The sequence below is a fragment of the Pectobacterium araliae genome, from assembly GCF_037076465.1.
GTDB classification, from domain to species: domain Bacteria; phylum Pseudomonadota; class Gammaproteobacteria; order Enterobacterales; family Enterobacteriaceae; genus Pectobacterium; species Pectobacterium araliae.
The window spans coordinates 3,571,620-3,595,001 of sequence record NZ_AP028908.1 but is presented as its reverse complement, the minus strand read 5'-3'; the positions used below and the strand labels follow the sequence as shown (position 1 = coordinate 3,595,001).

The window sequence follows — 23,382 nt, the reverse complement described above, 5'->3', positions numbered from 1 at the left end:
ATGCGAATTATTGTTTACGGCAGTTTACGACGCAAACAGGGAAATAGTCATTGGATGACGAATGCGCAATGGTTAGGGGATTGTCAGCTCGCCGGTTTCGAGCTGTACGATCTCGGCCATTATCCGGCAGTCGTCCCCGGAAATGGAGAAATCCATTGTGAGGTTTACCGCATCAGCTCGTCGATACTGACGGAGCTGGATGCCTTAAAGCGGGACGGCCATGAATACCAGCGAGAGCTGATTTCCACGCCTCTAGGCAGTGCCTGGATCTACTTATACAAACACTCGACTGAAGGGTTAACGCGTATTGCCAGCGGCGACTGGTTGAAACGTGATGAAGAGGCTTGAGGTCGAGTAACTAACCAAATCATGGTTGGTATAAATAAAAAAACACCGCGTAAGGCGGTGTTTTTGATCATTTATCGAGTGGCGCTTATTTGTTTTTTGCACGCTCGAAGGAAGCAATGATTTCGGCTTTCGCCGCAGCAGCGTTATCCCAACCTTCAACTTTCACCCACTTGCCTTTTTCCAGATCTTTGTAGTGTTCAAAGAAGTGGCCGATCTGTGCGCGCAGCAGTTCAGGCAGGTCGTTAACGTCTTTAATGTGATCGTATTCTTTGGTCAGCTTACTGTGCGGAACGGCAACCAGCTTGGCATCTTCACCTGCTTCATCGCTCATTTTCAGTACGCCAACAGGACGGCAACGGATCACGGAGCCCGGCTGTAACGGATAGGGGGTCGGAACCAGCACATCAACTGGGTCGCCATCCAGAGACAGCGTGTGGTTGATGTAGCCATAGTTGCATGGGTAGAACATAGCGGTAGACATGAAACGGTCTACAAACAGTGCACCGGTATCTTTATCAATTTCATATTTGATCGGATCGGCATTCGCGGGAATTTCAATCACTACATAGATATCTTCTGGCAGATCTTTACCTGCCGGAACATCGTTCAGACTCATGTCAGTTTCCTTCTCTTAAAACCTTAAATAGCGTGGCCGTCATTATAGCCAAAAAGCGTTTAATGTCGCCGATTTTTAGCATGTCAGCGCACTATGCATTCGCGTGAGTCGTTTAAGTAAAAATACTTTCGTTACTAAAGTTTCTTTAAAGAAAGCAGGCTTGTTACCGATAGGAACATGATCAAGATCACGTTATGTGGGGTATTTCTCCGCATTTATTTATCATTTGTAATTCCATGGAAACAAAAATGTTAAGAAATATCACAATCAAGACGAGCTTAATTGCTTTGTTGGGCATGATGGTACTGCTCTTATTACTCGTATGCGGAATTGGCATCACCTCAATCAATCAGGGGATTACATCGCTTACGACCATCGATAAGATTCAGGGCAAAGAAGTGACGGCGCTGGCAGGAAGCTATACGGCCTCGCTGCGTGCCAGAACAGGGGCGGCATTGGCTGCTCGTCAGATGGAAAACGGACTGACCGATTTGGCGAATGCGTCAGTGGCGAGAGCAGAAGCCTACACGGCACTTTCCCACAAAGAAATGGATCGCTTTCTTTCCTACGGCACGGTAACGGAACGCGGTGCCAGAATGGCGGCAGAGGTTAAAAGCAACTACGAGCAATATATGAATCTTGGCGTTCAGCCGATGGTCGATGCACTGAAACGCGGTGATATTAATGCCTATTACGCGCTATTGCAGGATGTACTGCCGCCGCTCAGCGTTAAGATGGATAAGGTAGCGAATGAATTCCGCGACTTTGGCCTGGAAGTAGGGAAAAACATGCTGACAGAGGCTGAGAACTTTGCGTTCGAGCGCCTGACGATCATTGGTATTGCTTGTATCGTCGTTCTGCTGTTGGTGTTGGCTGCCTGGATTGCGCTGAAGCGTTCTATTTTGTCTCCGCTTGAAGAAACCGTCGCGCAGTTGGAATTTATCGCCCGTGGTGATTTGACCCAGCGCATCATCGATGGCGGCAATAATGAAATTGGCCGCCTGATTCAGGCGATGCAGGCAATGCAATCTTCGCTGGCTACCGCTGTGGGACGTGTCCGCGATGCCGGTATGCAGATCGACGTCGGGACCCGCGAGTTGTCATCTGGCAACACTCATCTGGCTGCTCGGACGGAAGAGTCTGCCTCATCGCTGGAAGAAACCGCAGCCAGTATGGAACAGTTAACCGCTACGGTGACACTCAATGCTGAAAGTGCGGAACAAGCCCATACGCTGGCGCAAAATGTCTCTGACATCGCCAATAAAGGCAGCGAAACCGTGGGTAATATGATCGAAAAAATGCAGATGATCTCCAGCAGTTCCGCACGTATCGGCGATATTCTGGCGGTGATTGACGGCATCGCATTTCAGACCAATATTCTGGCACTGAATGCGGCGGTTGAAGCGGCGCGAGCAGGGGAACAGGGGCGCGGGTTTGCTGTGGTCGCGGGTGAAGTCCGTAATCTGGCGCAGCGCAGTGCACAATCAGCGAAAGAGATCAAAACACTGATGGAAGAATCCCAGAGCCGCGTCAGTGAAGGCACCGTTATGGCAAAAATGGCGGGCGAAACGATGGATGACGTTTCTGATGCGGTGGCGCGTGTGACATCCCTGATGCGTGAGATCTCAACGGCAACGCGTGAGCAGAGCAATGGGATTGGGCAAGTGAATCTGGCGGTATCGCAGATGGATGAGGTCGCACAGCAAAATGCGTCTCTGGTTGAAGAATCTGCGGCAGCTACGCGTTCATTAGAGGATCAGGCGCGTTTGCTGGCAGAAAGCATGGCACAGTTTAAAGTCCAGTCGCAGGAGTTTGCCGCTATCGGCCAGTTCTAATCTCGCCGCCATACGTTATAAAAAATTCCCGTGAAAACGGGAGTTTTTTGCCTCACTCATCGGGTGATGTCTGTTCGTCTTCTGGCTGTTTTTTCTTGCGTAGCTTATGCCAGATTTTACTTTCCTGCCCGCGCCACAGGCGTTGAATATTGTCGTGGTGACGCATCAGTATCAGACAAGAGAGCATCGCAACGGGAAAGGTAAACTGTGGTTTGAACCACCAGACGTAAAATGGTGCGATGAGCGCACTGACGATGGCACCGAGTGAGGAGTAGCCGCTTAACAGAACGGTAAGCAGCCAGGTGCCGGTCATCAAACCCGTCAGATCCCAGCCGATTGGTGCAATAGCACCGAAAGCGGTTGCCACACCTTTGCCGCCGCGAAAGTGGAAAAAGACGGGATAGATATGGCCGAGGCAGGCAGCGATGGCGGTTAATCCGAGATACAGCGGGGCAACGCCCAGCGCGTAAGCTGCCCAGACTGGCAACATCCCTTTCAGTACGTCAAACACCAACACGGTTGCGGCGGCTGCTTTGCCGCCAATACGCAATACGTTAGTGGCTCCGGGATTGCCAGAACCATGCTGACGCGGGTCGGGCAGCCCAGCAATTCTGCAAAACAAAATCGCACTGGAAACAGAGCCACACAGATACGCGATTAACATCATACCAAGCGCGGTAACACTCATAACGCCATTCCGTTTAATAAGGGTCGTTTTACTCTTCTCATCTGTGGATAATACGCACATTCCGTCGGAAGTGGTATCCGACAGCGACAAAAACAGAGAACGGCGTGATGGATATCGTATTTATTGAAGAACTTACTGTAATCACTACCATTGGTGTTTACGATTGGGAACAGACCATCCAGCAAAAACTGGTGTTCGATATCGAAATGGGCTGGGATAACCGTCAGGCAGCCGCCAGTGATGATGTTAATGACTGCCTGAGCTATGCCGATGTTAGCGATGCGGTGATTGCTCATGTGGCAAACCAGCGTTTTGCTCTGGTGGAGCGTGTTGCTGAAGAAGTCGCACACATGCTGATGCTGCGCTTCTCCATTCCCTGGTTGCGCATCAAGCTTAGCAAGCCGGGCGCGGTGGCGCAGGCACGTCAGGTTGGTGTGATTATTGAGCGCGGTACGCGATAAATTTGATTTAGTAGAATAAATACTGATTTACGTGCAACTAAATCGTAACCTGAATAGTCTATACCCCAGTTATAGCGGCTCGCGAAAGTACGCGGCCGCTTTTTTATGGGCTAAATTTTCGTTTTTATTAAAGGCAAGGGTTTTTAGATGACTGACCTGCATTCGCTGCTAATCGCATTTGTTCTTGGCGTGGTCGAAGGGCTGACCGAGTTTTTGCCCGTATCGTCTACGGGGCATATGATTATTGTTGGCCATTGGTTAGGGTTTGTTGATGAGAAAGCCAAGACGTTTGAAGTCATCATCCAGCTTGGCTCGATTCTGGCCGTCGTCGTCATGTTCTGGCGTCGTCTCTTTGGCCTGATTGGGATTCACTTTGGCAAGGTGCCGCATGAGGGGCACACGGCGGGTCGACTGAAGTTGACGCACATCCTGCTGGCGATGATTCCTGCCGTGGTACTTGGGCTAATTTTCCACGACGTCATCAAATCGCTGTTTTATCCACAAAATGTGATGTATGCGTTGGTGGTCGGTGGTTTCCTGCTGTTGGCGGCTGAATGGCTTAAGCCTAAAAAACCACGCGCCGTCGGGCTGGATGACATTACGCATCGTCAGGCGTTTATGATTGGCTGTTTTCAATGTTTGGCGCTGTGGCCCGGTTTTTCACGTTCGGGAGCGACCATCTCCGGCGGAATGCTGGTGGGCGTCAGCCGTTACGCGGCTTCTGAATTCTCTTTTATTCTGGCGGTTCCCATGATGATGGGCGCGACGGTTTTGGATCTGTATAAAAGCTGGCATTTCCTGTCGCTGGCTGATGTGCCAATGTTTGCGGTGGGGTTCGTGACAGCGTTTGTTGTGGCGCTAATTGCGATTAAAACCTTCCTGAAAGTCATCAAACGCATCTCGTTTATCCCCTTCGCGATTTACCGTTTTATCGTCGCAGGCGTGGTTTACATGGTCTTTATGTAAGGCTGAGCGTGAGATAAAGAAGAGACCGTGCTAATGCGTAGTTTGAGGTTGCTGACAAAGATCGTAGAGCGCTAGTAACGGATAGATCGTAAAGACGCTGTAAATACATCCCTGGCGCAAACGCTTTACTCTTCTATTTCGTTACTCCCGTTTTCGTTCGGTAAATAAGTCTGCCAACAGTCTGAGGTCACGCTAATGCGTGGCCTCTTTTGTTTCAGGATGTACTCGCTACATCAGGCTGTTGTGCTTTCCACTCTGCCAGTGCATGGATACGGCGACGAGCGAGTTCATTGCGCACGTCAATCCCCTTAAATCCATCGGCGACGACGCTTGCGCTGCTGACCTGCGCGGCAACGCGGAAGGCTTCACGCAGGTAATCACCTTGTGGATAAGGGCTCTCTTCAAAACCGGCCCGGCCTCTGGCATCGGCCTCGCTAGTTAGCGCTAACTGCTCCAGACGCTGCGGCTTACGCCAGACGTCAATCGCATCAAATAACTTCAGCAGAGTTTTGGGTTGCAGCACCTGCACGGTATGAATCAGGTCATGATATTCCGCCACCAGCTTCGCCAGATCGCGAATGGGGTTAGGTACGCGCAAGCGCTGGCACAGAGCGTCAACCAGTTTGACACCCGCTGGGCCGTGCCCATGATGCCGTGGCCACAGTTCGGGGGGCGTTAGCCCTTTTCCTACATCGTGACACAGCGTGGCAAAACGTACATCAATCTCTGGGCTGAGGCGCGCGGCCATTGCCACTGTCATCATGGTATGGATGCCAGTATCGATTTCCGGGTGCCATTTGGCAGGAGCGGGCACGCCATAGAGGTTATCGATTTCAGGGAACAGCACGGCTAGCGCACCGCAGTCACGCAGCACCTGAAAATAGACATCCGGCGATGAGGTGCCGAGTGCTTTTTCCGTTTCTTTCCAGACGCGCTCTGGCGTCAGGTAAGCCAGCTCGCCCTCATGCGCCATTTTTTGCATCAGTACCAGGGTTTCTTCTGCAATCTGGAAGCCGAGATGGGCAAAGCGCGCGGCAAAACGGGCGACGCGTAGGACGCGTAACGGATCTTCGCTAAAAGCATCAGAGACATGGCGCAATATGCGATTTTCGAGATCGTGACGACCGTGATAGGGATCGATCAGCTCACCCTGCTCAGTACGAGCAATTGCATTGATGGTCAAATCGCGGCGCAGCAAATCCTGCTCTAATGTGACATCCGGTGCGGCATGGCAGACAAAGCCAGTATAGCCTTTGCCAGATTTGCGTTCGGTTCGTGCGAGGGCGTATTCATCGTGACTGACAGGATGTAAGAAAACGGGGAAATCCTTTCCAACCTGCTGGTAGCCCTGAGCAAGCAGATGTTCCGGTGTCGCGCCGACCACCACCCAATCTTTTTCGGTGACGGGTAAACTCAGCAGGCTGTCCCGAACAGCGCCGCCGACAAGGTAAATCTTCAACGTCGGGCTCCTGAATCAATAACTAATGTTTCACAACATACTACCATCTTTATGCTGTTGCGTTGGCCGCAGAGAAAAATGCCTGCAAGAAGCAGGCACGTATTCCAATCAGTTCATCCAACGGTCATTTTTCTTTTTGCGAGGGATGATGTGCGGCAGCAGCAGACCCAACAGCAAACCGAGACCCGCAACACCGCCACCATACATGAACCACTGTAGAATGATGGTGCGCTGTTTATCATCAAGCTGGACATTCGCCGCACTGACTTTCTTCTGCGCAACGATAAGCTGATTTTTCAGATCCTGATTTTCCTGGCGCAATCCGTTGATAATATCATCGCTGGCAGCCACTTTTTGCTGCATGTCAGTGGTACGCTGGTTCCAGGTCTGATCGATATTATTCAGGTTGTCAGTCAGGTCTTTTACCTGTTTTTCCAATTCCGGCACCCGCGTGCGCAGGCTTGGCGTATCGCTAAGCTGGTCGAGAGGAATCCAGGTGGTGCGATTTTTATCATCGCGAATCTGTGCATAGCCTGCGCTTTCGTTAACGCTGAGTAGCGTGACCTCAGTGCCTGCATTCAGTGTGCCGACGATACGATATTGATTGCCCGGCCCGCTGTGGACATATGTCAACAACTCATCGGAAATGTAGCGTTTTTCTTCCGCCTGTGTGGTCCAACTCAGCGTGAGCGAAAATAAAGTGAAACAGAGTAAGCCTAATTTCTGCATAAGATCATCATGTTGCGTTAATGGTGGTCTGATAGTAGAGGCTTAAGTCTGACGAGGCAATGTATAAACCGAAATGAGAACAGTCTTAGAACCTATCCCATTAGGGCTATTTCACACCAATAACGCCTACTGGGACAGGTTCTTAGCAGACAGTATACAGCCTGTTTAAACCGAGAGATGCATGTTCCTAATGGCAAGTTTGCATAAGAAATGCGCGCTTGTTCGCAGGTGAAAAAGAGTGTGTACGGTAAGGGTAGTAAGGTGAAGTAAAATGTTATTTACTGACATAATAATGAACGCGATCTTGGTGTTGTGAATGCTATGAGTGAAGAAATTGAACTGAAGTTTATTGTTCATCCCGACAGCGTTGAATCGCTGCTGACGCAACTGGCTGAATGGGAGAGTGACTATAGCCAGTATGAGCACATGCGCGCTCAGCGTCTGAGCAATATCTATTATGAAACGGCGGATAACTATCTGCGTCATCATGGTATTGGCCTGCGTATTCGCGGTGAGAATGAACGCTACGAAATGACGGCGAAGACGGCGGGTAAGGTGATTGGTGGGCTGCATCAACACCCTGAATATAACGTTGCGCTGGAGAAAGCCGAACTGGATCTCAGCCTGTTTCCGGCGGAAGTTTGGCCGGAAGCGTGTGATGTTGCCTCGCTACAACAGTCACTCAACCCGCTGTTTAGTACAGATTTTACGCGTGAAAAGTGGGTGTTTACTTACTACCAAAGCGTGATTGAGGTTGCATTAGACCGCGGCGAAATCCGTGCTGGCGATCTGAGTGAGCCACTGTGCGAACTGGAGATGGAACTTAAACTGGGGCAAACCGCGCATCTGTTGGCCTTGGCAAAAGAAATCGCGGAATTTGGTGGTATGCGCCAAGGTAGCCTCAGTAAAGCGGCACGTGGATACCATCTGGCTAAAGGTAATCCCGTTCGCGAGTGTATTCCTCTCAATAGACTGATTGTTGATCCCAAAACCAACATCGATCAAGCCATCCGTGCGGCGTTAGAGTTGGCGCTGGCTCACTGGCAATACCACGAAGAGCTTTGGGTCAGAGGGGATTCGTCCGCTCGCGCAGCTCTGCCACAGGCCAGCGCGTTGATGCGCGAAATGCTGGTGCTGGTGGGCGGCGTCGTGCTACGCAAGGTCACCACGCTTTTCCGCTCTGCACTCACTACTCTGGAAAACCGGCTACAAGGTTCCGCTGGGACGGAGATCTGTTATAGCGCTGACTACCTGCAAAGTAAGTTAGTACTGACTTCCTGGCTAGTCGAGTCTGGCTGGCGTGACTATATGGATAATAAAGATCGCATTAAGCTACAGGGATCGTTCAAACGTTTTGCCGACATTATGCTAAGCCGTAGTACGGCGGAGCTGAAAAGCACCTTTTCTTCTACCTTGACAGATGCGCAGTACGAGCAGCAAATTCCTCGTCTTCAACGTAATCTCTGCGCATTTCTCCTGTTATCCGGTGCCTATCCGGCTGAGCAAGTGGAGGCTTACGTTGAACACTGGCAAACGCTACTCCAGGAAATTGAGCGGCTTGCTGCCGGGCAGGCTCCTTCTGTCTATCTGGAAGCCCAACGTAAAGCCGTGCTGACCTTGTCTCCGTTCTGGCTACATAGCGGCGGACAGTAACCGTTAACTGCCGCTTGTCAGTGAGGATAGGCGGCGTATCAAGGGAATCCCCATGTCGATACTTCCTTTGCCCGCTTTACCTGCGCTTCTGACGGAACACTCTCAGCGTGCATTGTCGCGTTTGCAAGACGTTATGCCTGATGAACCGATAACAGACAGCGACGCTGCTGTTCTGGCATTGAGCGATTTTGTCAGCGATGCGCTTGCGCTGCACCCTGACTGGTGGCAAGGGATTCATCAACAACCGCCACAGCCCGAAGAGTGGCAGCACTACGCCGACTGGCTGAGTCACGCATTGGCCGATGTTAACGACGAAAATGCGTTGATGGCGGCATTGCGTCAGTTTCGTCGCCATATGTTGACACGCATTGCGTGGTCGCAGGCGCTGCAAACCAGTACGACCGAACACTCGCTGCGTCAGCTTAGTGAATTGGCCGAAGTGGTGATTATTGCGGCCAGAAGCTGGCTATATCAAGCCTGCTGTCGTGAGTGGGGGACGCCTAGCAATGCGCAGGGCGTGGCTCAGCCTTTGCTGATTCTTGGCATGGGTAAATTAGGAGGGGGAGAGCTCAATTTCTCTTCGGATATCGATCTGATCTTCGTCTATCCCGAAAATGGTCATACGCAAGGCGGACGGCGTGAATTGGATAATGCGCAGTTCTTCACGCGTCTGGGGCAGCGGCTCATCAAGGTGCTGGATCAACCCACTGTCGATGGCTTTGTTTACCGTGTGGATATGCGGCTACGTCCCTTTGGCGACAGCGGGCCACTGGTACTCAGCTTTGCTGCGATGGAAGATTATTATCAGGAACAAGGCCGCGATTGGGAACGTTACGCGATGGTCAAAGCACGCCTGATGGGGGGGATGGACGATGCCTACAGTCAGGAACTGCGCAGTACGCTGAAGCCCTTCGTTTTCCGTCGCTATATCGATTTCAGCGTGATCCAATCGTTGCGAAATATGAAGGGTATGATTGCCCGTGAAGTGCGTCGTCGGGATCTGCGCAACAACATCAAGCTGGGGGCGGGGGGGATTCGTGAAATCGAATTTATCACGCAGGTTTTCCAACTGATTCGTGGCGGACGTGAGCCGGGACTACAGGGACGATCGTTGCTACCGACGCTCCAGCATGTGGGAACCTTGGGGTTATTAACGCCACAGCAAGTGCTCGATCTCAGTAGCGCTTACCTGTTTCTGCGCCGTCTGGAGAATCTGTTGCAGGCGATTGCCGATGAACAGACACAGACGCTGCCGGGTGATGAACTCAATCAGCAACGGCTGGCATGGGGAATGGGTTTCGACAGCTGGGACGTGCTGCAAGCTATGCTGGCACAGCATATGTTGGCGGTGCGGAACGTATTTGATGAGCTGATTGGCGATGATGCGCCGGACAATAATGATATCCCCGAACATAGCAGCTACAGCAGCCTATGGCAGGATACGCTGGATGATGGTGAACTGGCTCCGCTAACGCCGCATCTTACGGAAACCGTGCGTGAGAAGCTGATGCGAACGATTGTGGAATTCCGGCACGATGTGGCGAAACGCACCATAGGACCGCGTGGGCGGGATGTTCTGGATCAACTCATGCCGTGTTTGCTGGCGGAAGTGTGCGCTCGACAGGAGGCGGATACGGTGCTGTCTCGCTTGACTCCGCTACTGTTGGGCATCGTCACACGCACCACCTATCTTGAGCTGCTGCTGGAGTCTCGTGCTGCTTTGGCTCAGTTGATTCGCCTGTGTGCGGCGTCGCCGATGGTTGCCAGCCAACTGGCGCGTTATCCCCTCCTGTTAGATGAATTGCTTGATGCCTCAACGCTGTATCAGCCAACGGCACCGGGCGCGTACTCTGATGAGCTGCGTCAGTATTTGATGCGAGTCCCTGAGGATGATGAAGAACAACAGTTGGAGGCCGTTCGCCAGTTTAAACAGTCACAGCAGTTGCGCATCGCCGCTGGGGACATCGGCGGCGTATTGCCAGTGATGAAAGTGAGCGATCACTTAACGTATTTGGCGGAAGCGATTATCGCGGCAGTGGTTCAGCAGGCATGGGGACAGATGGTGGCGCGCTACGGTCAGCCATCCCATTTGCAACACCGCGAAGGGCGTGGGTTTGCCGTCATTGCCTATGGCAAGCTGGGCGGCTGGGAGTTGGGGTATAGCTCCGATCTGGATCTGGTCTTTCTCTTGGATTGCCCGTCTGACGTGATGACGGAGGGGGAACGCAGTATTGATGGTCGCCAGTTTTATCTGCGTCTCGCACAGCGTGTCATGCACCTGTTTAGTACTCGGACGTCATCAGGCATTTTGTATGAAGTGGATGCTCGTCTGCGCCCATCGGGCGCGGCAGGCATGTTGGTGAGCACAGTGGAAGCGTTTGACGATTATCAGCGCAATGAGGCGTGGACGTGGGAGCACCAGGCGCTGGTGCGCGCGCGTATGGTGTACGGTGAAAGCGGTGTGCAGCAAACCTTTGAGTCTATTCGCCGCCGCATTCTTTGTGCAGAGCGTGACGCCGATACTCTGCGAACCGAAGTGCGCGAAATGCGGGAAAAAATGCGTCAGCATCTGGCGAACAAAGATAAAACGCTTTTTGACATCAAAACGGATGCGGGCGGCATTACGGACATTGAATTTATCGCGCAGTATTTAGTACTGCGCTACGCCGCTCAGGAGCCGCGTTTGACCCGTTGGTCAGACAATGTACGTATTCTGGAACTGATGGCGCAGTATGGCGTGATGGAAGAGAGCGAAGCTAACGCGCTCAAGTTGGCCTATGTCACCATGCGCAATGAGCTGCACCATCTTGCCTTGCAGGAATTGTCCGGCCGTGTCAGTCAGGAGCGGTTTGTTGCAGAGCGGGAGCAAGTGCTGGTGAGTTGGAATAAATGGCTGGTGGGCGTGTAATTATCTCAATATATGTGGTCAAACGCTCAGCGAAGAGACGTGGTGCAGTGGCGTGTAATGATCGTGCCTATGATATTATTACGCGCATTATGCGAAATAAGCCTGGAGTAGAGGATGAAAGTGACGCTGCCTGATTTCCGTCAAGCGGGTGTGTTAGTGGTGGGTGATGTCATGCTGGATCGTTACTGGTATGGCCCTACCAGCCGAATTTCACCAGAGGCACCGGTGCCTGTAGTCAAAGTTGATACGATCGAAGAGCGCCCGGGTGGGGCGGCGAACGTTGCAATGAATATCGCCGCATTGGGGGCTGGTTCGCGTCTGGTTGGGTTAACGGGAATTGATGATGCCGCTCGTGCACTGAATGCCAAACTGGGCGAAGTGAATGTGAAGTGTGACTTTGTTTCTGTTCCCACGCATCCCACTATCACCAAACTGCGCGTACTGTCGCGTAATCAGCAACTGATCCGACTGGATTTCGAAGAGGGCTTCGAGGGGATTGATCCTCAGCCGATCATCGAGCGTATCCAACGGGCGCTGCCAAAAATTGGTGCATTGGTGCTGTCTGACTATGCAAAAGGCGCGTTGGCGCATGTGCAAACCATGATTCAGACGGCAAAAGCGGCTGGCGTTCCGGTGCTGATCGACCCAAAAGGCACCGATTTTTCCCGTTACCGTGGTGCGACATTGCTAACGCCGAATCTGTCTGAATTTGAAGCTGTCGCAGGGCGCAGCAAAACGGAAGAAGAGCTGGTCGAGCGCGGTATGCAACTGGTGGCTGATTACGAGCTGTCTGCGTTGCTGATCACCCGTTCCGAACAAGGGATGACGCTGTTACAGCCGGGAAAAGCACCGCTGCATTTGCCGACGCAGGCGCAGGAAGTGTATGACGTGACCGGAGCGGGTGATACCGTCATTGGTGTGTTGGCCGCTGCGCTGGCGGCGGGGAATCCGTTGGAAGAAGCCTGTTTCCTGGCGAATGCCGCCGCAGGCGTCGTCGTTGGCAAACTGGGAACGTCCACGGTCACGCCGATTGAGTTGGAGAATGCTATCCGCGGTCGTGCCGATACCGGATTTGGCGTGATGACTGAAGAACAGTTGAAACAGGCCGTTGAGCTGGCGCGTCAGCGTGGCGAAAAGATTGTGATGACTAACGGCTGCTTCGATATTCTGCATGCTGGACATGTGTCTTATCTGGCAAATGCCCGCAAACTTGGTGACCGATTAATCGTTGCGGTAAACAGCGACGCTTCCACCAAACGGCTAAAGGGACCAACGCGCCCCGTCAACCCGTTGCCGCAGCGGATGATCGTGCTGGGTGCGTTGGAAGCTGTCGATTGGGTCGTGCCGTTTGAAGAAGATACACCGCAGCGCCTTATTGCCAGCATCCTGCCGGATATTCTGGTGAAAGGCGGAGACTACCAGCCACATGAAATCGCCGGTAGTGAAGAGGTCTGGGCCAACGGCGGTGAAGTGAAAGTCCTGAACTTTGAGGACGGTTGCTCCACGACGAACATCATCAACACGATTAAAGCCAGTACGTCTAAATCTTAAAATAACTCACTGACGGCGTTCGAAATTTTCCGACGCCGTTCAGGCCGCAAGCTAATGATTCTCGCTCTGCTCATTACGGGCGAGAATCATAACAATCATGACGCCGACAGGGCGACACGTCAGATAAAACAGGTATGAAACCAGTGAAGAAAGAACCAGCCGAAGTGAATGCGGCCGCACTGCGGGTAGCGGAGTTGCGCCGGGTCTTACGCCATCACGAATACAAATATCACGTTGAAGATGCGCCCGAAATTCCTGATATCGAATATGACAAGCTCATGCAGGAGCTGAAAGCCTTGGAGGCCGAGCATCCTGAACTGGTGACCAGTGATTCGCCTACGCAGCGCGTCGGTGCCGCGCCGTTGGCGGCATTTGAACAGGTACGTCATGAAGTGCCGATGCTATCGTTGGATAACGTATTTGATGAAGAGAGCTATCTGGCCTTCAGCAAACGAATTGGTGATAGGCTGAAGAACGGTGACGACCTGACATTTTGCTGCGAACTGAAACTGGATGGTTTGGCTGTCAGTCTGTTATATGAAGATGGCGTTCTGGTTCAGGCTGCCACGCGCGGGGATGGTACGACGGGGGAGAATATCACCAGTAACATCCGTACCGTTGCGGCGATCCCACTGCGCCTTGAGGGGGAAAATATTCCGCGCCGTGTTGAAGTACGCGGTGAAGTGTTTATGAAGCACAGCGGCTTTGAAAAATTGAATGAAGAAGCGCGGCGTACAGGGAGCAAAGTCTTTGCTAACCCGCGTAACGCCGCCGCCGGATCGCTGCGCCAGCTTGACCCACGTATTACGGCTAAACGCCCACTGACCTTCTTCTGCTATGGCGTCGGCCTGCTGGAAGGCGGTGAATTGCCCGCCAGTCACTGGGAGCGCCTGATGCAATTCAAGGAGTGGGGATTGCCAGTGAGCGATAGAATCAAGCTCTGTAGCGGCTCGGCTGAGGTACTCGATTTTTATCGCCAGATTGAACAGACCCGCAGCGCGTTAGGTTTTGATATTGATGGCGTCGTTGTCAAAGTTGACTCGCTGGCGTTGCAGGAGCGGTTAGGGTTCGTGGCTCGTGCACCGCGCTGGGCGGTGGCTTTTAAATTTCCCGCGCAGGAACAACTGACCTGGGTACGCGATGTCGAGTTTCAGGTAGGGCGGACGGGAGCGATTACGCCCGTTGCGCGTCTGGAGCCGGTCGCTGTAGCAGGGGTGATTGTCAGCAACGCCACGCTGCATAATGCCGATGAAATTGATCGACTAGGTTTGCAGATTGGCGATCGCGTGATTGTGCGCCGAGCGGGGGATGTGATCCCGCAGATCGTCGGTATTGTAGAATCTGAGCGACCAGAAACGGTGCGCCCGATTGTTTTCCCTGCGGCCTGTCCGGTGTGTGGATCTGACGTTGAACGTGTGGAAGGGGAAGCCGTTACACGTTGCACCGCTGGGTTGATCTGTGGTGCTCAACGCAAAGAAGCGCTGAAGCATTTCGTTTCTCGTCGTGCGTTGGATGTTGAGGGCATGGGCGATAAAATCATCGATCAACTGGTGGAAAAAGAGTACGTCAAAACGCCAGCCGATCTGTTCCGCCTGAGCGCTGGGCTTATGACCGGTTTGGATCGTATGGGGCCCAAATCCGCGACAAACCTGGTCAATGCGTTGGAAAAAGCGAAAAGCACCACGCTGGCGCGTTTCCTGTACGCGTTGGGGATTCGTGATGTTGGCGAATCAACAGCCGCCAATCTGGCTGCCCATTTTGGTTCGCTGGAGGCGCTTTTTGCCGCCGATGAAGAGGCGCTGCTGGCGGTGCCGGATGTCGGTAAAGTCGTTGCCGCGCATGTGCGCCATTTCCTTGAGGAAGAGCATAACCAAACGGTGATCCGCGAGCTGACCGATCCCGCAGGCATCAACATTCACTGGCCTGAGGTTCAGGTGGTCAATGCTGAAGAGATCGACAGCCCGTTTGCGGGAAAAACGGTGGTATTGACCGGATCGTTGAGTATTTTGTCCCGCGATGAAGCGAAAGATCGGCTAACGGCGCTAGGGGCAAAAGTCAGTGGTAGCGTCTCGAAGAAAACCGATATGGTGATCGCTGGTGAAGCCGCAGGCTCTAAGCTAGCGAAGGCGCAAGAATTGGGGATCCCAGTGATCGATGAGGCGGAAATGATCCGACTATTAGGGGCGTAAACGGATGGAAAAAGAAGACCTGATAGACATTGCCACGATGCAGATGCCCTTTGGCAAATATAAAGGGCGGGTGCTGATTGATTTACCAGAAGAGTACCTGCTGTGGTTCTCCCGCAAGGATGAATTTCCTCATGGTCGCTTAGGAGAATTGATGCAAGTTACGCTGGCAATCAAGATAGAAGGTCTGCAAGGGTTGGTCACGCCGCTGAAACGGCCCCGTTCCTGACAATCCGTTTCCTGCGGTAACTTTTGACGAAAAAAAGCGCTGGCAAGCGTGTTTCCTCACTCTCTTGCCAGTAATCACGTTGAGATGACGTCCGTTAACTACCGTATACGTTAATCGCGCTGTTTAGTCGCTTAGCCTGAAGGTTTAGTCCTTCTGCGGCATCGGTTGATTGCGTAACCATATCGGTATTGCCCTGTGTCATTTGTTCTATCTGTGCAATCGAGGTATTGATCAGGCTCAGTGCGGAAGTCTGCTCATGCGTTGCATTGCTGATCTCTTTGATCATGGTGGAGACCTGGAAGACTTCATCAATGATGTCGCTGATATGTTTACCCGCCGTTTCTACCATTGTGCTGCCCTGTTTCACACTTTCAACGTTGGCATCGATCAGGGTTTTGATTTCTTTGGCCGCAGAAGCGGAGTGCTGTGCCAGATTGCGAACTTCGGCGGCGACCACGGCAAACCCTCGCCCTTGCACGCCAGCGCGAGCGGCTTCAACAGCGGCATTCAACGCGAGAATATTGGTCTGGAACGCAATGCTGTCGATTACACCAATAATATCGACGATTTTATCGCTGGCGTTGGAAATGGAATCCATCATGCCGATGGTTTCCTTCATGATGTTGCCGCCTTTAAGCGCGGTGCTGCTGGCGGCTTCTGCCATTGTTGTCGCTTGGGCTGCCGTTTCTGCACTCTGCTGCACCGCAACGGTAATTTCTTCAATGGCAGCGGCGGTTTGTTGCAGATTTGCTGACGTTTCTTCTGTGCGGCTATTCAGGTCGACATTGTTTTCCGCCAATTTACGGCTGACATTCGTGATGCCGTTAACTTGCGTACTGACGTCATCGACAAGCGAATGCAGATTCAGGCCAAACTGGTTAACGGAACGTAGCAATAAGCCAATTTCATCTACCCGATTGAGGTGGATATGTTTTACTTTACGGCCTGATACCACATGCTGCGCCTGTTTGAGTATCGCCTTGATTGGCTGTGCAATTTGCTGCTGTAGAAACTGATCCATGATGACAATGAGCAGTAACGTCAGCGCCAACAGCCACAGTGGATTCATGCCACTGAAAGCAAGTAATGCCGGAATAAGCCCTACTGCCAATACCGCGGCACGCAAGCGCCAGCGGACTGACAATTTCTGCAAAAGCGACAGCGGCGAGAAGAAACCGGTGCGAACAACCAATCCTTTGTAGAATTTACGGCTACCTGCCTGCTTTTTCTGCACGGCGCTGTACAACATTTCGGCCGCTTTTATTTCTTCGGCGCTGGGTGTGTTACGTACCGAGATGTAGCCTGCCAGCTGCTCTTGCTGGTAAACCGGTGTAATGTTGGCTCGAACCCAGTAATGGTCACCGTTATTACGGCGGTTTTTGACTAATCCGGTCCAGCTATCGCCTTGTTTTAGCGTAAACCACAGATCGGCATAGGCTTCAACGGGCATATCGGGATGGCGCACAATATTGTGCGGCTGGTTGATGAGTTGCTCTTCAGAAAAACCGCTAACTTTAATAAAGGCAGAGTTGGCATAGGTAATGTGGCTGTGAATATTTGTTGTGGACATCAATATGGTGTCCATGTCTAACAGATACTCCTGCTGTGTGACAGGTGTATTTAATCTCATTAGAAACCCCGGCGTACGTATCCCGCTCAGTTTCCAGGTTCAGCCACGCTGGCTACTTTTCTCGTCTCTGCTGCTCTGGTTATTACAGAGGATGAAACGCAGTGTCGCTGCCGAATGGTGAGTCCCGTGAAATCTGTCAGGCATATTGCTGTGTAAATATTCAAGTTATTCAAGTAGGTATACTGAAATTTTTTTGGGTGGTTTACTCGTTTATATAAAATAATGCCAGACACTACTTATAATGATCGAGATATTAACCCTATATTGTGCGTGATGGAGATTTTGTAACTGTGTATTTGTAACAAATATTTCATCAGTGTTAGCACGCTTTTTCAGCAAGCATAAATTTATGATGGGGACGGTTATCTGTCAATTGATTCATTTTATTGGTAATAAATAATTGGTAAGAAAATGATTAAAAATAGGTGGGTGTAAAATAGAGGTTTTTCTTAAAAAGTGTTTTGGAATCGATGAAATTGACGCTAAGAAAAATAACTTGTTAAGTTTTCTTTATTTTTTCTTTACGTGAATGAAATTAAATGTTGCTGCTCTGCTATTTATTCTTTTAATTACGGCCTTTCTTCCATTTTTATTGATGCTGAATTTATTGCAGATCAAATAACGCGATCCGCAGACCAGATAATGATTCTGGCCTGCGGGGAACGATAATCAGGTTACCGGGGCTGGGTTGAAAACGGCCAGTGCGTTGTGAAGCCCCCATTGATCGGACCAGGTTTTTTTCCTGCCGCTGGCGATATCCAAAATGAAATGGAAAAGCTGCCAGCCAACGTCTTCAATTGTGGCCTCTCCAGTCGCAATCGTACCTGCATCAATATCCATCAGGTCATGCCAGCGGTTCGCCAATGCGGTTCGGGTCGCCATTTTGATCACGGGTACGGCCAGCAGGCCATAAGGCGTACCGCGGCCAGTGGTGAAGACCTGCACGGTGATGCCAGAAGCGAGCTGCTGTGTGCCACAGACAAAGTCGCTGGCTGGCGTTGCGGCGTAAATCAGCCCGCGTTTGGTTGGGCGTTGACCGGGGGACAGGACTTCGACAATGGCGCTGGTGCCAGATTTAGCGATGGAGCCGAGCGCTTTTTCCACCACGTTTGCGAGGCCACCTTTTTTGTTGCCCGGCGATGGGTTGGCGCTACGGTCAGTCTGACCGCTGTCGAGATAATTATCGTACCAGGCCATTTCTTCCAGCAGACGTTTACCGACTTCTTCATTGATGGCGCGTGGCGTTAACAGATGGATGGCGTCGCGCACTTCGGTCACTTCGGAGAACATGACGGTCGCACCGCAGCGTACCAGCAGGTCGGATGCAAAACCCACGGCCGGGTTCGCGGTGACGCCGGAGAACGCATCGCTGCCGCCACACTGCATGCCGACAACCAACTCTGATGCCGGACAGGTTTCACGCTGACGTTTGTTCAAGCGTTGCAGGTGTTTGTCTGCCATCGTCAGAATGTCATCCACCATCGATCTGAAACCAACGTGGTGTTCATCCTGCAAGCGGACAATGCTGGTGTCGTCGAGAGAGATAGCCTGCACATCAGGTGTCCCTTCCAGCAGGCGTTCCGGCTGTAATTTTTCACAACCCAGACCCACCACCAGTATTTCGCCACCAAAATTTGGGTTCAGCGCCAGATTGTGAATGGTGCGAATGGGAACCACGGCGGCAGGGGCATTGATTGCTACGCCACAGCCATAGAGGTGATTGAGTGCGACCACGCCATCCACATTGGGATAGTTGGGCAATAAATCCCGTTCGATAATTTTGACCACATAGTCCACGACGCCCGCGACGCAGTGCACGCTGGTGGTAATGCCTAGCAGGTTTTTCGTACCTACGCTGCCATCGGCATTACGGTAACCTTCAAAGGTATAGCTTTCCAGTGGCGGAAGCGCGGGGGGAATTTTGGTTGCCAGCGGCAGGGTTTCCAGCGCAGGAGCCTGAGGTAACTCGACCAGCGATTCGTCAATCCAGCTTCCTCGGGCAATATCGCGCAGTGCATACCCGATAATTTCACCATAGCGGATGATTGCGCCTGCTTTGGTGATATCCACAAGGGCAACTTTGTGACCCTGTGGAACATGTTCAATTAATTCCAGGTCATCATTAAAACGGGTTCCGGCACGTAAGCCATTATTATTAACAACAATGGCAACATTATCAGAGTCGTGCACCTTAATATAAAGTGGCTGCTCTTGCGCAGCATTACTTTCTGATTTATCTGACATGATGCAAGCCTTTATTATTGGTTTATCAGAAACACGGTGGTAACCATTACCACGCTATTACTTCATTGCTCGCTAATGAGTATACGTGAGGTTCCCTTCTCGTACATTATGCAATTGACCTAAGCCGGGGCTTTTTGTTTCTTATTTATCAGGCTAAGTTCCAGTTTTTGGTGAGTTTGATCACATTCTGCCTGCACGCGGTTTCCTAGGGGAAATTGGAAATAATGTGTATGAATGTAAAAAGAGAATAACGGCATTTTTCGTGAAACACCTCGCACTATATAGGGCAAGTGCACCAACATATTCCAAAGGACATTTTTAATGTTGTGCTTTTATCTAGTGAGCCATCAGCAGGTAAAAATTATAATGTTCCTGCGAGTTGAAGATGTCAGCTAATTACTCTGAAGCTATATAGCCTGGCTATTCGCAAAAAAAATTAAAATGGGAATTTAACTACACCCTAAATAATCCACCGATCTTCATTCTGATAACCCTACGCCGTTATCTGTTATTTGGAATGAATGAGCGAACCGCGATTGAAGCAGGAGTTCATCATGAATACAGTAAGCTCAGCAGCTGGCGCGATACAAAAGAGAACAAACGCCCGCTACTGGATTGTCGTGATGTTGTTTATTGTCACGTCATTTAACTATGGAGACCGCGCCACTATCTCGATAGCGGGCTCTGCCATGTCAAAAGATATCGGCTTGGATGCCGTCGGTATGGGGTATATCTTCTCTGCCTTTTCCTGGGCTTATGTTATCGGCCAAATCCCAGGCGGGTGGCTGCTCGATCGCTTCGGCTCCAAACGCGTTTACTTCTGGAGTATTTTTACCTGGTCACTCTTTACCTTGTTGCAAGGGTTCGTCGATCTCTTTCCTACCACGTCATCTATTATCATTTCGCTATTCTTACTGCGCTTTATGGTGGGGATTTGTGAATCGCCTTCTTTCCCTGGTAATAGTCGTATCGTTGCCGCCTGGTTCCCTGCACAGGAACGTGGTACTGCCGTAGCGATTTTTAACTCGGCGCAATATTTTGCCACGGTGATTTTCGCTCCTATCATGGGGTGGTTGGTGCATGCAGTCGGTTGGGCGCATGTGTTCTGGTTCATGGGCGGGTTAGGTGTGATCCTTAGTTTCGTCTGGCTGAAAGTGATCCATGATCCGAAAGATCATCCTGGGGTGAATCAGGCGGAGCTGGATTATATCGAAGCGGGTGGCGCACTGGTAAATATGGATGCGGCAGCCAGTAAGGCTAAGGTGCCAGCAGAAGAAAAATGGTTCCAGATTAAGCAACTGCTCACTTCACGGATGATGGTTGGTATTTATCTCGGTCAATATTGTATCAACGCGATGACTTATTTCTTTATTACCTGGTTCCCTGTTTATCTGGTTCAGGCAAGAGGGATGTCAATTCTGAAGGCTGGTCTTGTCGCCTCTGTTCCTGCAATCTGCGGTTTTGTGGGCGGCGTATTGGGTGGGGTGATTTCCGATTATTTAATGCGTCGGACCAACTCGCTGACCTTTGCCCGTAAAACACCGATCGTCCTGGGTATGTTGCTTTCTATGTCGATGGTTATTTGTAACTATGTTTCGACAGAATGGGTGGTTATTGCGTTCATGGCGCTGGCATTCTTCGGTAAAGGTATTGGTGCATTGGGCTGGGCGGTGATGGCGGATACCGCGCCAAAAGAGATCAGCGGTCTGAGTGGTGGCCTGTTTAATATGTTTGGTAATATCTCCGGTATCGTGACCCCAATTGCTATCGGCTATATCGTCGGAATGACAGGCTCTTTTAATGGTGGCTTAGTTTATGTCGGGATTCATGCACTGGTTGCCATCGTCAGCTACTTGTTCATCGTACAAGATATTAAACGTATTGAGTTGAAGCCGTTCGTTAAGCGTTAAAGCCATTCGCTATAGCATTAATCTGCCTGTTGGCAATGATATAAAACGCTGCGCTGTCATATTGATGGCGCAGCGTTTTGCCATTGATTTATGTCATGAAAAGTAGGGAGATATTTCTTCAACGTCGGGTGCCAATGGTACGTATTCCGGTGTTTATCAGGCAGAAATTCGCTTTTCCTCGTTTTCGTGAAACATCTCCCATTCGATTGTGATAATGACATATTTAATCTGCATTTAGATAGGGAATGCTGTGCTATTGCCCAATGAGTTGTGAAATAAGAAAACTTATACTTTTTACTGAGGTTGGTAAGGCGACACGGAGTACGACACCGCTTTTCTGACTGTGTTATTTCGGTATTAAGGTAGTTATACCTGTTTTTATTCTGGTAACCCTACAAGCATGGTTCATTCCAATCAGAGTAAAAACCAGGTCGCGCTAATAAAGTAGGAAAACAACATGAAATCATCTACTGGTGCACCATCTGTTTTTTATTTCTGTATGACTGAATTATTTTCACCTGCCAAAATGCATTCCTGCATTTTGGCAACCATCGGAAACTCAAGCGTCAATCCTGTGCGCTCCATTCATGACGGGAGCCTGTAATGACAAGCTTTTCAGCGACGCCTGTCATTACCGAGATGAAAGTTATCCCCGTTGCAGGCTATGACAGCATGCTGCTGAACATCGGTGGTGCACATGGCGCTTACTTCACGCGTAACCTCGTCATTTTAACCGATAGCGCCGGGCATACTGGTGTCGGCGAAGCGCCCGGTGGGGACGTTATTTATAACACGCTGGTCGAGGCTATTCCCCGCGTGAAAGGCGAACAAATCGCCCGTATGAACCGTCTGGTTCATGACATTCATCTCGGCAATCAATCTTCTGATTTTGACTCCTTCGGCAAAGGTGCCTGGACGTTTGAGCTGCGTGTGAATGCGGTGGCAGCGCTCGAAGCGGCGCTGCTCGATCTGCTGGGACAATTTATGGGGGTCCCCGTTGCCGAGCTGCTGGGACCGGGTAAACAGCGTGATGAAGTCACCGTGCTCGGTTATCTGTTCTATATCGGCGACCGTACAAAAACGGATTTACCTTATTTATCGGGTGAGAACGTAGCGGGAGAGAAAGGCAAGCATGAGTGGTATCACCTGCGTCACCAGCAGGCGATGGACAGCGACGCGATTGTGCGTTTGGCTGAAGCCACGACCGACCGCTATGGATTTAAAGATTTTAAACTCAAAGGCGGCGTGTTGCCCGGCGAGCAGGAAATCGATGCTGTGAAAGCGCTGAAAAAGCGTTTCCCGGATGCGCGTATTACCGTCGATCCCAACGGTGCCTGGCTACTGGATGAGGCGATTGGTCTGTGCAAAGACATGAAGGGCATTCTGACTTACGCGGAAGACCCGTGTGGTGCTGAACAAGGTTTCTCCGGTCGTGAGGTGATGGCGGAATTCCGTCGTGCTACTGGGCTACCAGTCGCGACCAACATGATTGCGACCAACTGGCGCGAAATGAACCATGCCGTGATGTTGCAGGCGGTCGATATCCCGCTGGCCGATCCGCATTTCTGGACGATGCACGGCGCGGTGCGCGTTGCTCAGATGTGCGACGAATGGGGCCTGACATGGGGTTGCCATTCCAATAACCATTTCGATATCTCCCTGGCGATGTTCACACACGTGGGCGCGGCGGCACCGGGTAACCCGACAGCGATTGATACGCACTGGATCTGGCAGGAAGGGCAGCATCTGACCAAAGAGCCACTGCAAATCGTCAACGGCAAGATTAACGTGCCGGATCGTCCCGGTCTGGGGATTGAGCTGGATATGGAACAGGTCATGAAAGCTCACAATCTGTACAAAAAATTACCGAGCGGGGCGCGTAATGATGCCGTCGCCATGCAGTACCTGATTCCTGGTTGGAAATTTGATCGTAAACGCCCGGTTTTTGGCCGCTAACCCTACATAGAAA

General features: G+C 51.2%; 17 protein-coding genes. 11 read left to right on the top strand and 6 right to left on the bottom strand.

The window, feature by feature from the left end; genetic code table 11:
- Positions 1-348 (top strand): gamma-glutamylcyclotransferase family protein, encoded by a 348-nt coding sequence (locus tag AACH44_RS16265; RefSeq protein WP_261846952.1) that lies wholly within the window; start codon positions 1-3, stop codon positions 346-348.
- Between the two features lie 85 nt (positions 349-433).
- On the opposite strand, the gene ppa is transcribed toward AACH44_RS16265, so the two are convergent.
- Complete coding sequence (ppa, locus tag AACH44_RS16260) at positions 434-964, bottom strand: inorganic diphosphatase (protein ID WP_261846951.1); 531 nt, start codon at positions 962-964, stop codon at positions 434-436.
- A gap of 248 nt (positions 965-1,212) precedes the next feature.
- Here ppa and AACH44_RS16255 point away from each other — a divergent pair, with 248 nt between their 5' ends.
- Complete coding sequence (locus AACH44_RS16255; RefSeq protein WP_261846950.1) at positions 1,213-2,799, top strand: methyl-accepting chemotaxis protein; 1,587 nt, start codon at positions 1,213-1,215, stop codon at positions 2,797-2,799.
- Between the two features lie 52 nt (positions 2,800-2,851).
- On the opposite strand, the gene plsY is transcribed toward AACH44_RS16255, so the two are convergent.
- On the bottom strand, positions 2,852-3,487 hold the full coding sequence (gene plsY, locus AACH44_RS16250; protein ID WP_261846949.1) for a glycerol-3-phosphate 1-O-acyltransferase PlsY: 636 nt from the start codon (positions 3,485-3,487) through the stop codon (positions 2,852-2,854).
- Between the two features lie 107 nt (positions 3,488-3,594).
- On the opposite strand from plsY, the gene folB reads away from it, so the two are divergent.
- Both folB and bacA read left to right on the top strand, forming a co-directional pair.
- Positions 3,595-3,948 (top strand): bifunctional dihydroneopterin aldolase/7,8-dihydroneopterin epimerase, encoded by a 354-nt coding sequence (gene folB / locus AACH44_RS16245; RefSeq protein WP_261847109.1) that lies wholly within the window; start codon positions 3,595-3,597, stop codon positions 3,946-3,948.
- Positions 3,949-4,095: 147 nt separating this feature from the next.
- Positions 4,096-4,914 carry an undecaprenyl-diphosphate phosphatase gene (gene bacA / locus AACH44_RS16240; RefSeq protein WP_261846948.1) on the top strand — a complete coding sequence of 273 codons (819 nt, stop codon included), beginning with the start codon at positions 4,096-4,098 and terminating at the stop codon, positions 4,912-4,914.
- Between the two features lie 214 nt (positions 4,915-5,128).
- Here the strand turns inward: bacA and AACH44_RS16235 are convergent, their stop codons facing one another.
- The gene (locus AACH44_RS16235; protein WP_261846947.1) at positions 5,129-6,373 is read right to left on the bottom strand and encodes a multifunctional CCA addition/repair protein; all 1,245 of its coding nucleotides are present in this window, start codon (positions 6,371-6,373) and stop codon (positions 5,129-5,131) included.
- Positions 6,374-6,481: 108 nt separating this feature from the next.
- Positions 6,482-7,102 (bottom strand): TIGR04211 family SH3 domain-containing protein, encoded by a 621-nt coding sequence (locus tag AACH44_RS16230; RefSeq protein WP_261846946.1) that lies wholly within the window; start codon positions 7,100-7,102, stop codon positions 6,482-6,484.
- Between the two features lie 321 nt (positions 7,103-7,423).
- Here AACH44_RS16230 and AACH44_RS16225 point away from each other — a divergent pair, with 321 nt between their 5' ends.
- From AACH44_RS16225 to AACH44_RS16205, 5 genes are all read left to right on the top strand, one after another.
- On the top strand, positions 7,424-8,755 hold the full coding sequence (locus tag AACH44_RS16225; protein ID WP_261846945.1) for an inorganic triphosphatase: 1,332 nt from the start codon (positions 7,424-7,426) through the stop codon (positions 8,753-8,755).
- 52 nt (positions 8,756-8,807) lie between these two features.
- On the top strand, positions 8,808-11,663 hold the full coding sequence (gene glnE / locus AACH44_RS16220; protein WP_261846944.1) for a bifunctional [glutamate--ammonia ligase]-adenylyl-L-tyrosine phosphorylase/[glutamate--ammonia-ligase] adenylyltransferase: 2,856 nt from the start codon (positions 8,808-8,810) through the stop codon (positions 11,661-11,663).
- Positions 11,664-11,777: 114 nt separating this feature from the next.
- Positions 11,778-13,214 (top strand): bifunctional D-glycero-beta-D-manno-heptose-7-phosphate kinase/D-glycero-beta-D-manno-heptose 1-phosphate adenylyltransferase HldE, encoded by a 1,437-nt coding sequence (hldE, locus tag AACH44_RS16215; protein WP_261846943.1) that lies wholly within the window; start codon positions 11,778-11,780, stop codon positions 13,212-13,214.
- A gap of 134 nt (positions 13,215-13,348) precedes the next feature.
- On the top strand, positions 13,349-15,403 hold the full coding sequence (gene ligA / locus AACH44_RS16210) for an NAD-dependent DNA ligase LigA (RefSeq protein WP_261846942.1): 2,055 nt from the start codon (positions 13,349-13,351) through the stop codon (positions 15,401-15,403).
- 4 nt (positions 15,404-15,407) lie between these two features.
- Positions 15,408-15,629: a DUF3820 family protein gene (locus tag AACH44_RS16205; RefSeq protein ID WP_261846941.1), complete on the top strand. Its 222-nt coding sequence runs from the start codon at positions 15,408-15,410 to the stop codon at positions 15,627-15,629.
- 94 nt (positions 15,630-15,723) lie between these two features.
- Here the strand turns inward: AACH44_RS16205 and AACH44_RS16200 are convergent, their stop codons facing one another.
- Both AACH44_RS16200 and garD read right to left on the bottom strand, forming a co-directional pair.
- Positions 15,724-17,259: a methyl-accepting chemotaxis protein gene (locus tag AACH44_RS16200; protein WP_261846940.1), complete on the bottom strand. Its 1,536-nt coding sequence runs from the start codon at positions 17,257-17,259 to the stop codon at positions 15,724-15,726.
- A 669-nt stretch (positions 17,260-17,928) separates the two neighbouring features.
- The gene (gene garD, locus AACH44_RS16195) at positions 17,929-19,503 is read right to left on the bottom strand and encodes a galactarate dehydratase (protein ID WP_261846939.1); all 1,575 of its coding nucleotides are present in this window, start codon (positions 19,501-19,503) and stop codon (positions 17,929-17,931) included.
- Positions 19,504-20,057: 554 nt separating this feature from the next.
- On the opposite strand from garD, the gene AACH44_RS16190 reads away from it, so the two are divergent.
- Both AACH44_RS16190 and AACH44_RS16185 read left to right on the top strand, forming a co-directional pair.
- Positions 20,058-21,413, top strand: coding sequence for an MFS transporter (locus AACH44_RS16190; protein ID WP_261846938.1), 1,356 nt, complete (start codon positions 20,058-20,060; stop codon positions 21,411-21,413).
- A gap of 603 nt (positions 21,414-22,016) precedes the next feature.
- Complete coding sequence (locus AACH44_RS16185; protein WP_261846936.1) at positions 22,017-23,369, top strand: glucarate dehydratase family protein; 1,353 nt, start codon at positions 22,017-22,019, stop codon at positions 23,367-23,369.
- The last annotated feature ends 13 nt before the right edge of the window (positions 23,370-23,382 follow it).

Coding starts and splice junctions, on each gene's coding strand:
- hldE (WP_261846943.1), top strand. CDS start 11,778: ATGAAAGTGACGCTGCCTGATTTCCGTCAAGCGGGTGTGTTAGTGGTG.
- AACH44_RS16255 (WP_261846950.1), top strand. CDS start 1,213: ATGTTAAGAAATATCACAATCAAGACGAGCTTAATTGCTTTGTTGGGC.
- AACH44_RS16265 (WP_261846952.1), top strand. CDS start 1: ATGCGAATTATTGTTTACGGCAGTTTACGACGCAAACAGGGAAATAGT.
- AACH44_RS16200 (WP_261846940.1), bottom strand. CDS start 17,259: ATGAGATTAAATACACCTGTCACACAGCAGGAGTATCTGTTAGACATG.
- folB (WP_261847109.1), top strand. CDS start 3,595: ATGGATATCGTATTTATTGAAGAACTTACTGTAATCACTACCATTGGT.
- glnE (WP_261846944.1), top strand. CDS start 8,808: ATGTCGATACTTCCTTTGCCCGCTTTACCTGCGCTTCTGACGGAACAC.
- garD (WP_261846939.1), bottom strand. CDS start 19,503: ATGTCAGATAAATCAGAAAGTAATGCTGCGCAAGAGCAGCCACTTTAT.
- ligA (WP_261846942.1), top strand. CDS start 13,349: ATGAAACCAGTGAAGAAAGAACCAGCCGAAGTGAATGCGGCCGCACTG.
- AACH44_RS16230 (WP_261846946.1), bottom strand. CDS start 7,102: ATGCAGAAATTAGGCTTACTCTGTTTCACTTTATTTTCGCTCACGCTG.
- AACH44_RS16190 (WP_261846938.1), top strand. CDS start 20,058: ATGAATACAGTAAGCTCAGCAGCTGGCGCGATACAAAAGAGAACAAAC.
- AACH44_RS16225 (WP_261846945.1), top strand. CDS start 7,424: ATGAGTGAAGAAATTGAACTGAAGTTTATTGTTCATCCCGACAGCGTT.
- AACH44_RS16205 (WP_261846941.1), top strand. CDS start 15,408: ATGGAAAAAGAAGACCTGATAGACATTGCCACGATGCAGATGCCCTTT.
- AACH44_RS16185 (WP_261846936.1), top strand. CDS start 22,017: ATGACAAGCTTTTCAGCGACGCCTGTCATTACCGAGATGAAAGTTATC.
- bacA (WP_261846948.1), top strand. CDS start 4,096: ATGACTGACCTGCATTCGCTGCTAATCGCATTTGTTCTTGGCGTGGTC.
- ppa (WP_261846951.1), bottom strand. CDS start 964: ATGAGTCTGAACGATGTTCCGGCAGGTAAAGATCTGCCAGAAGATATC.
- plsY (WP_261846949.1), bottom strand. CDS start 3,487: ATGAGTGTTACCGCGCTTGGTATGATGTTAATCGCGTATCTGTGTGGC.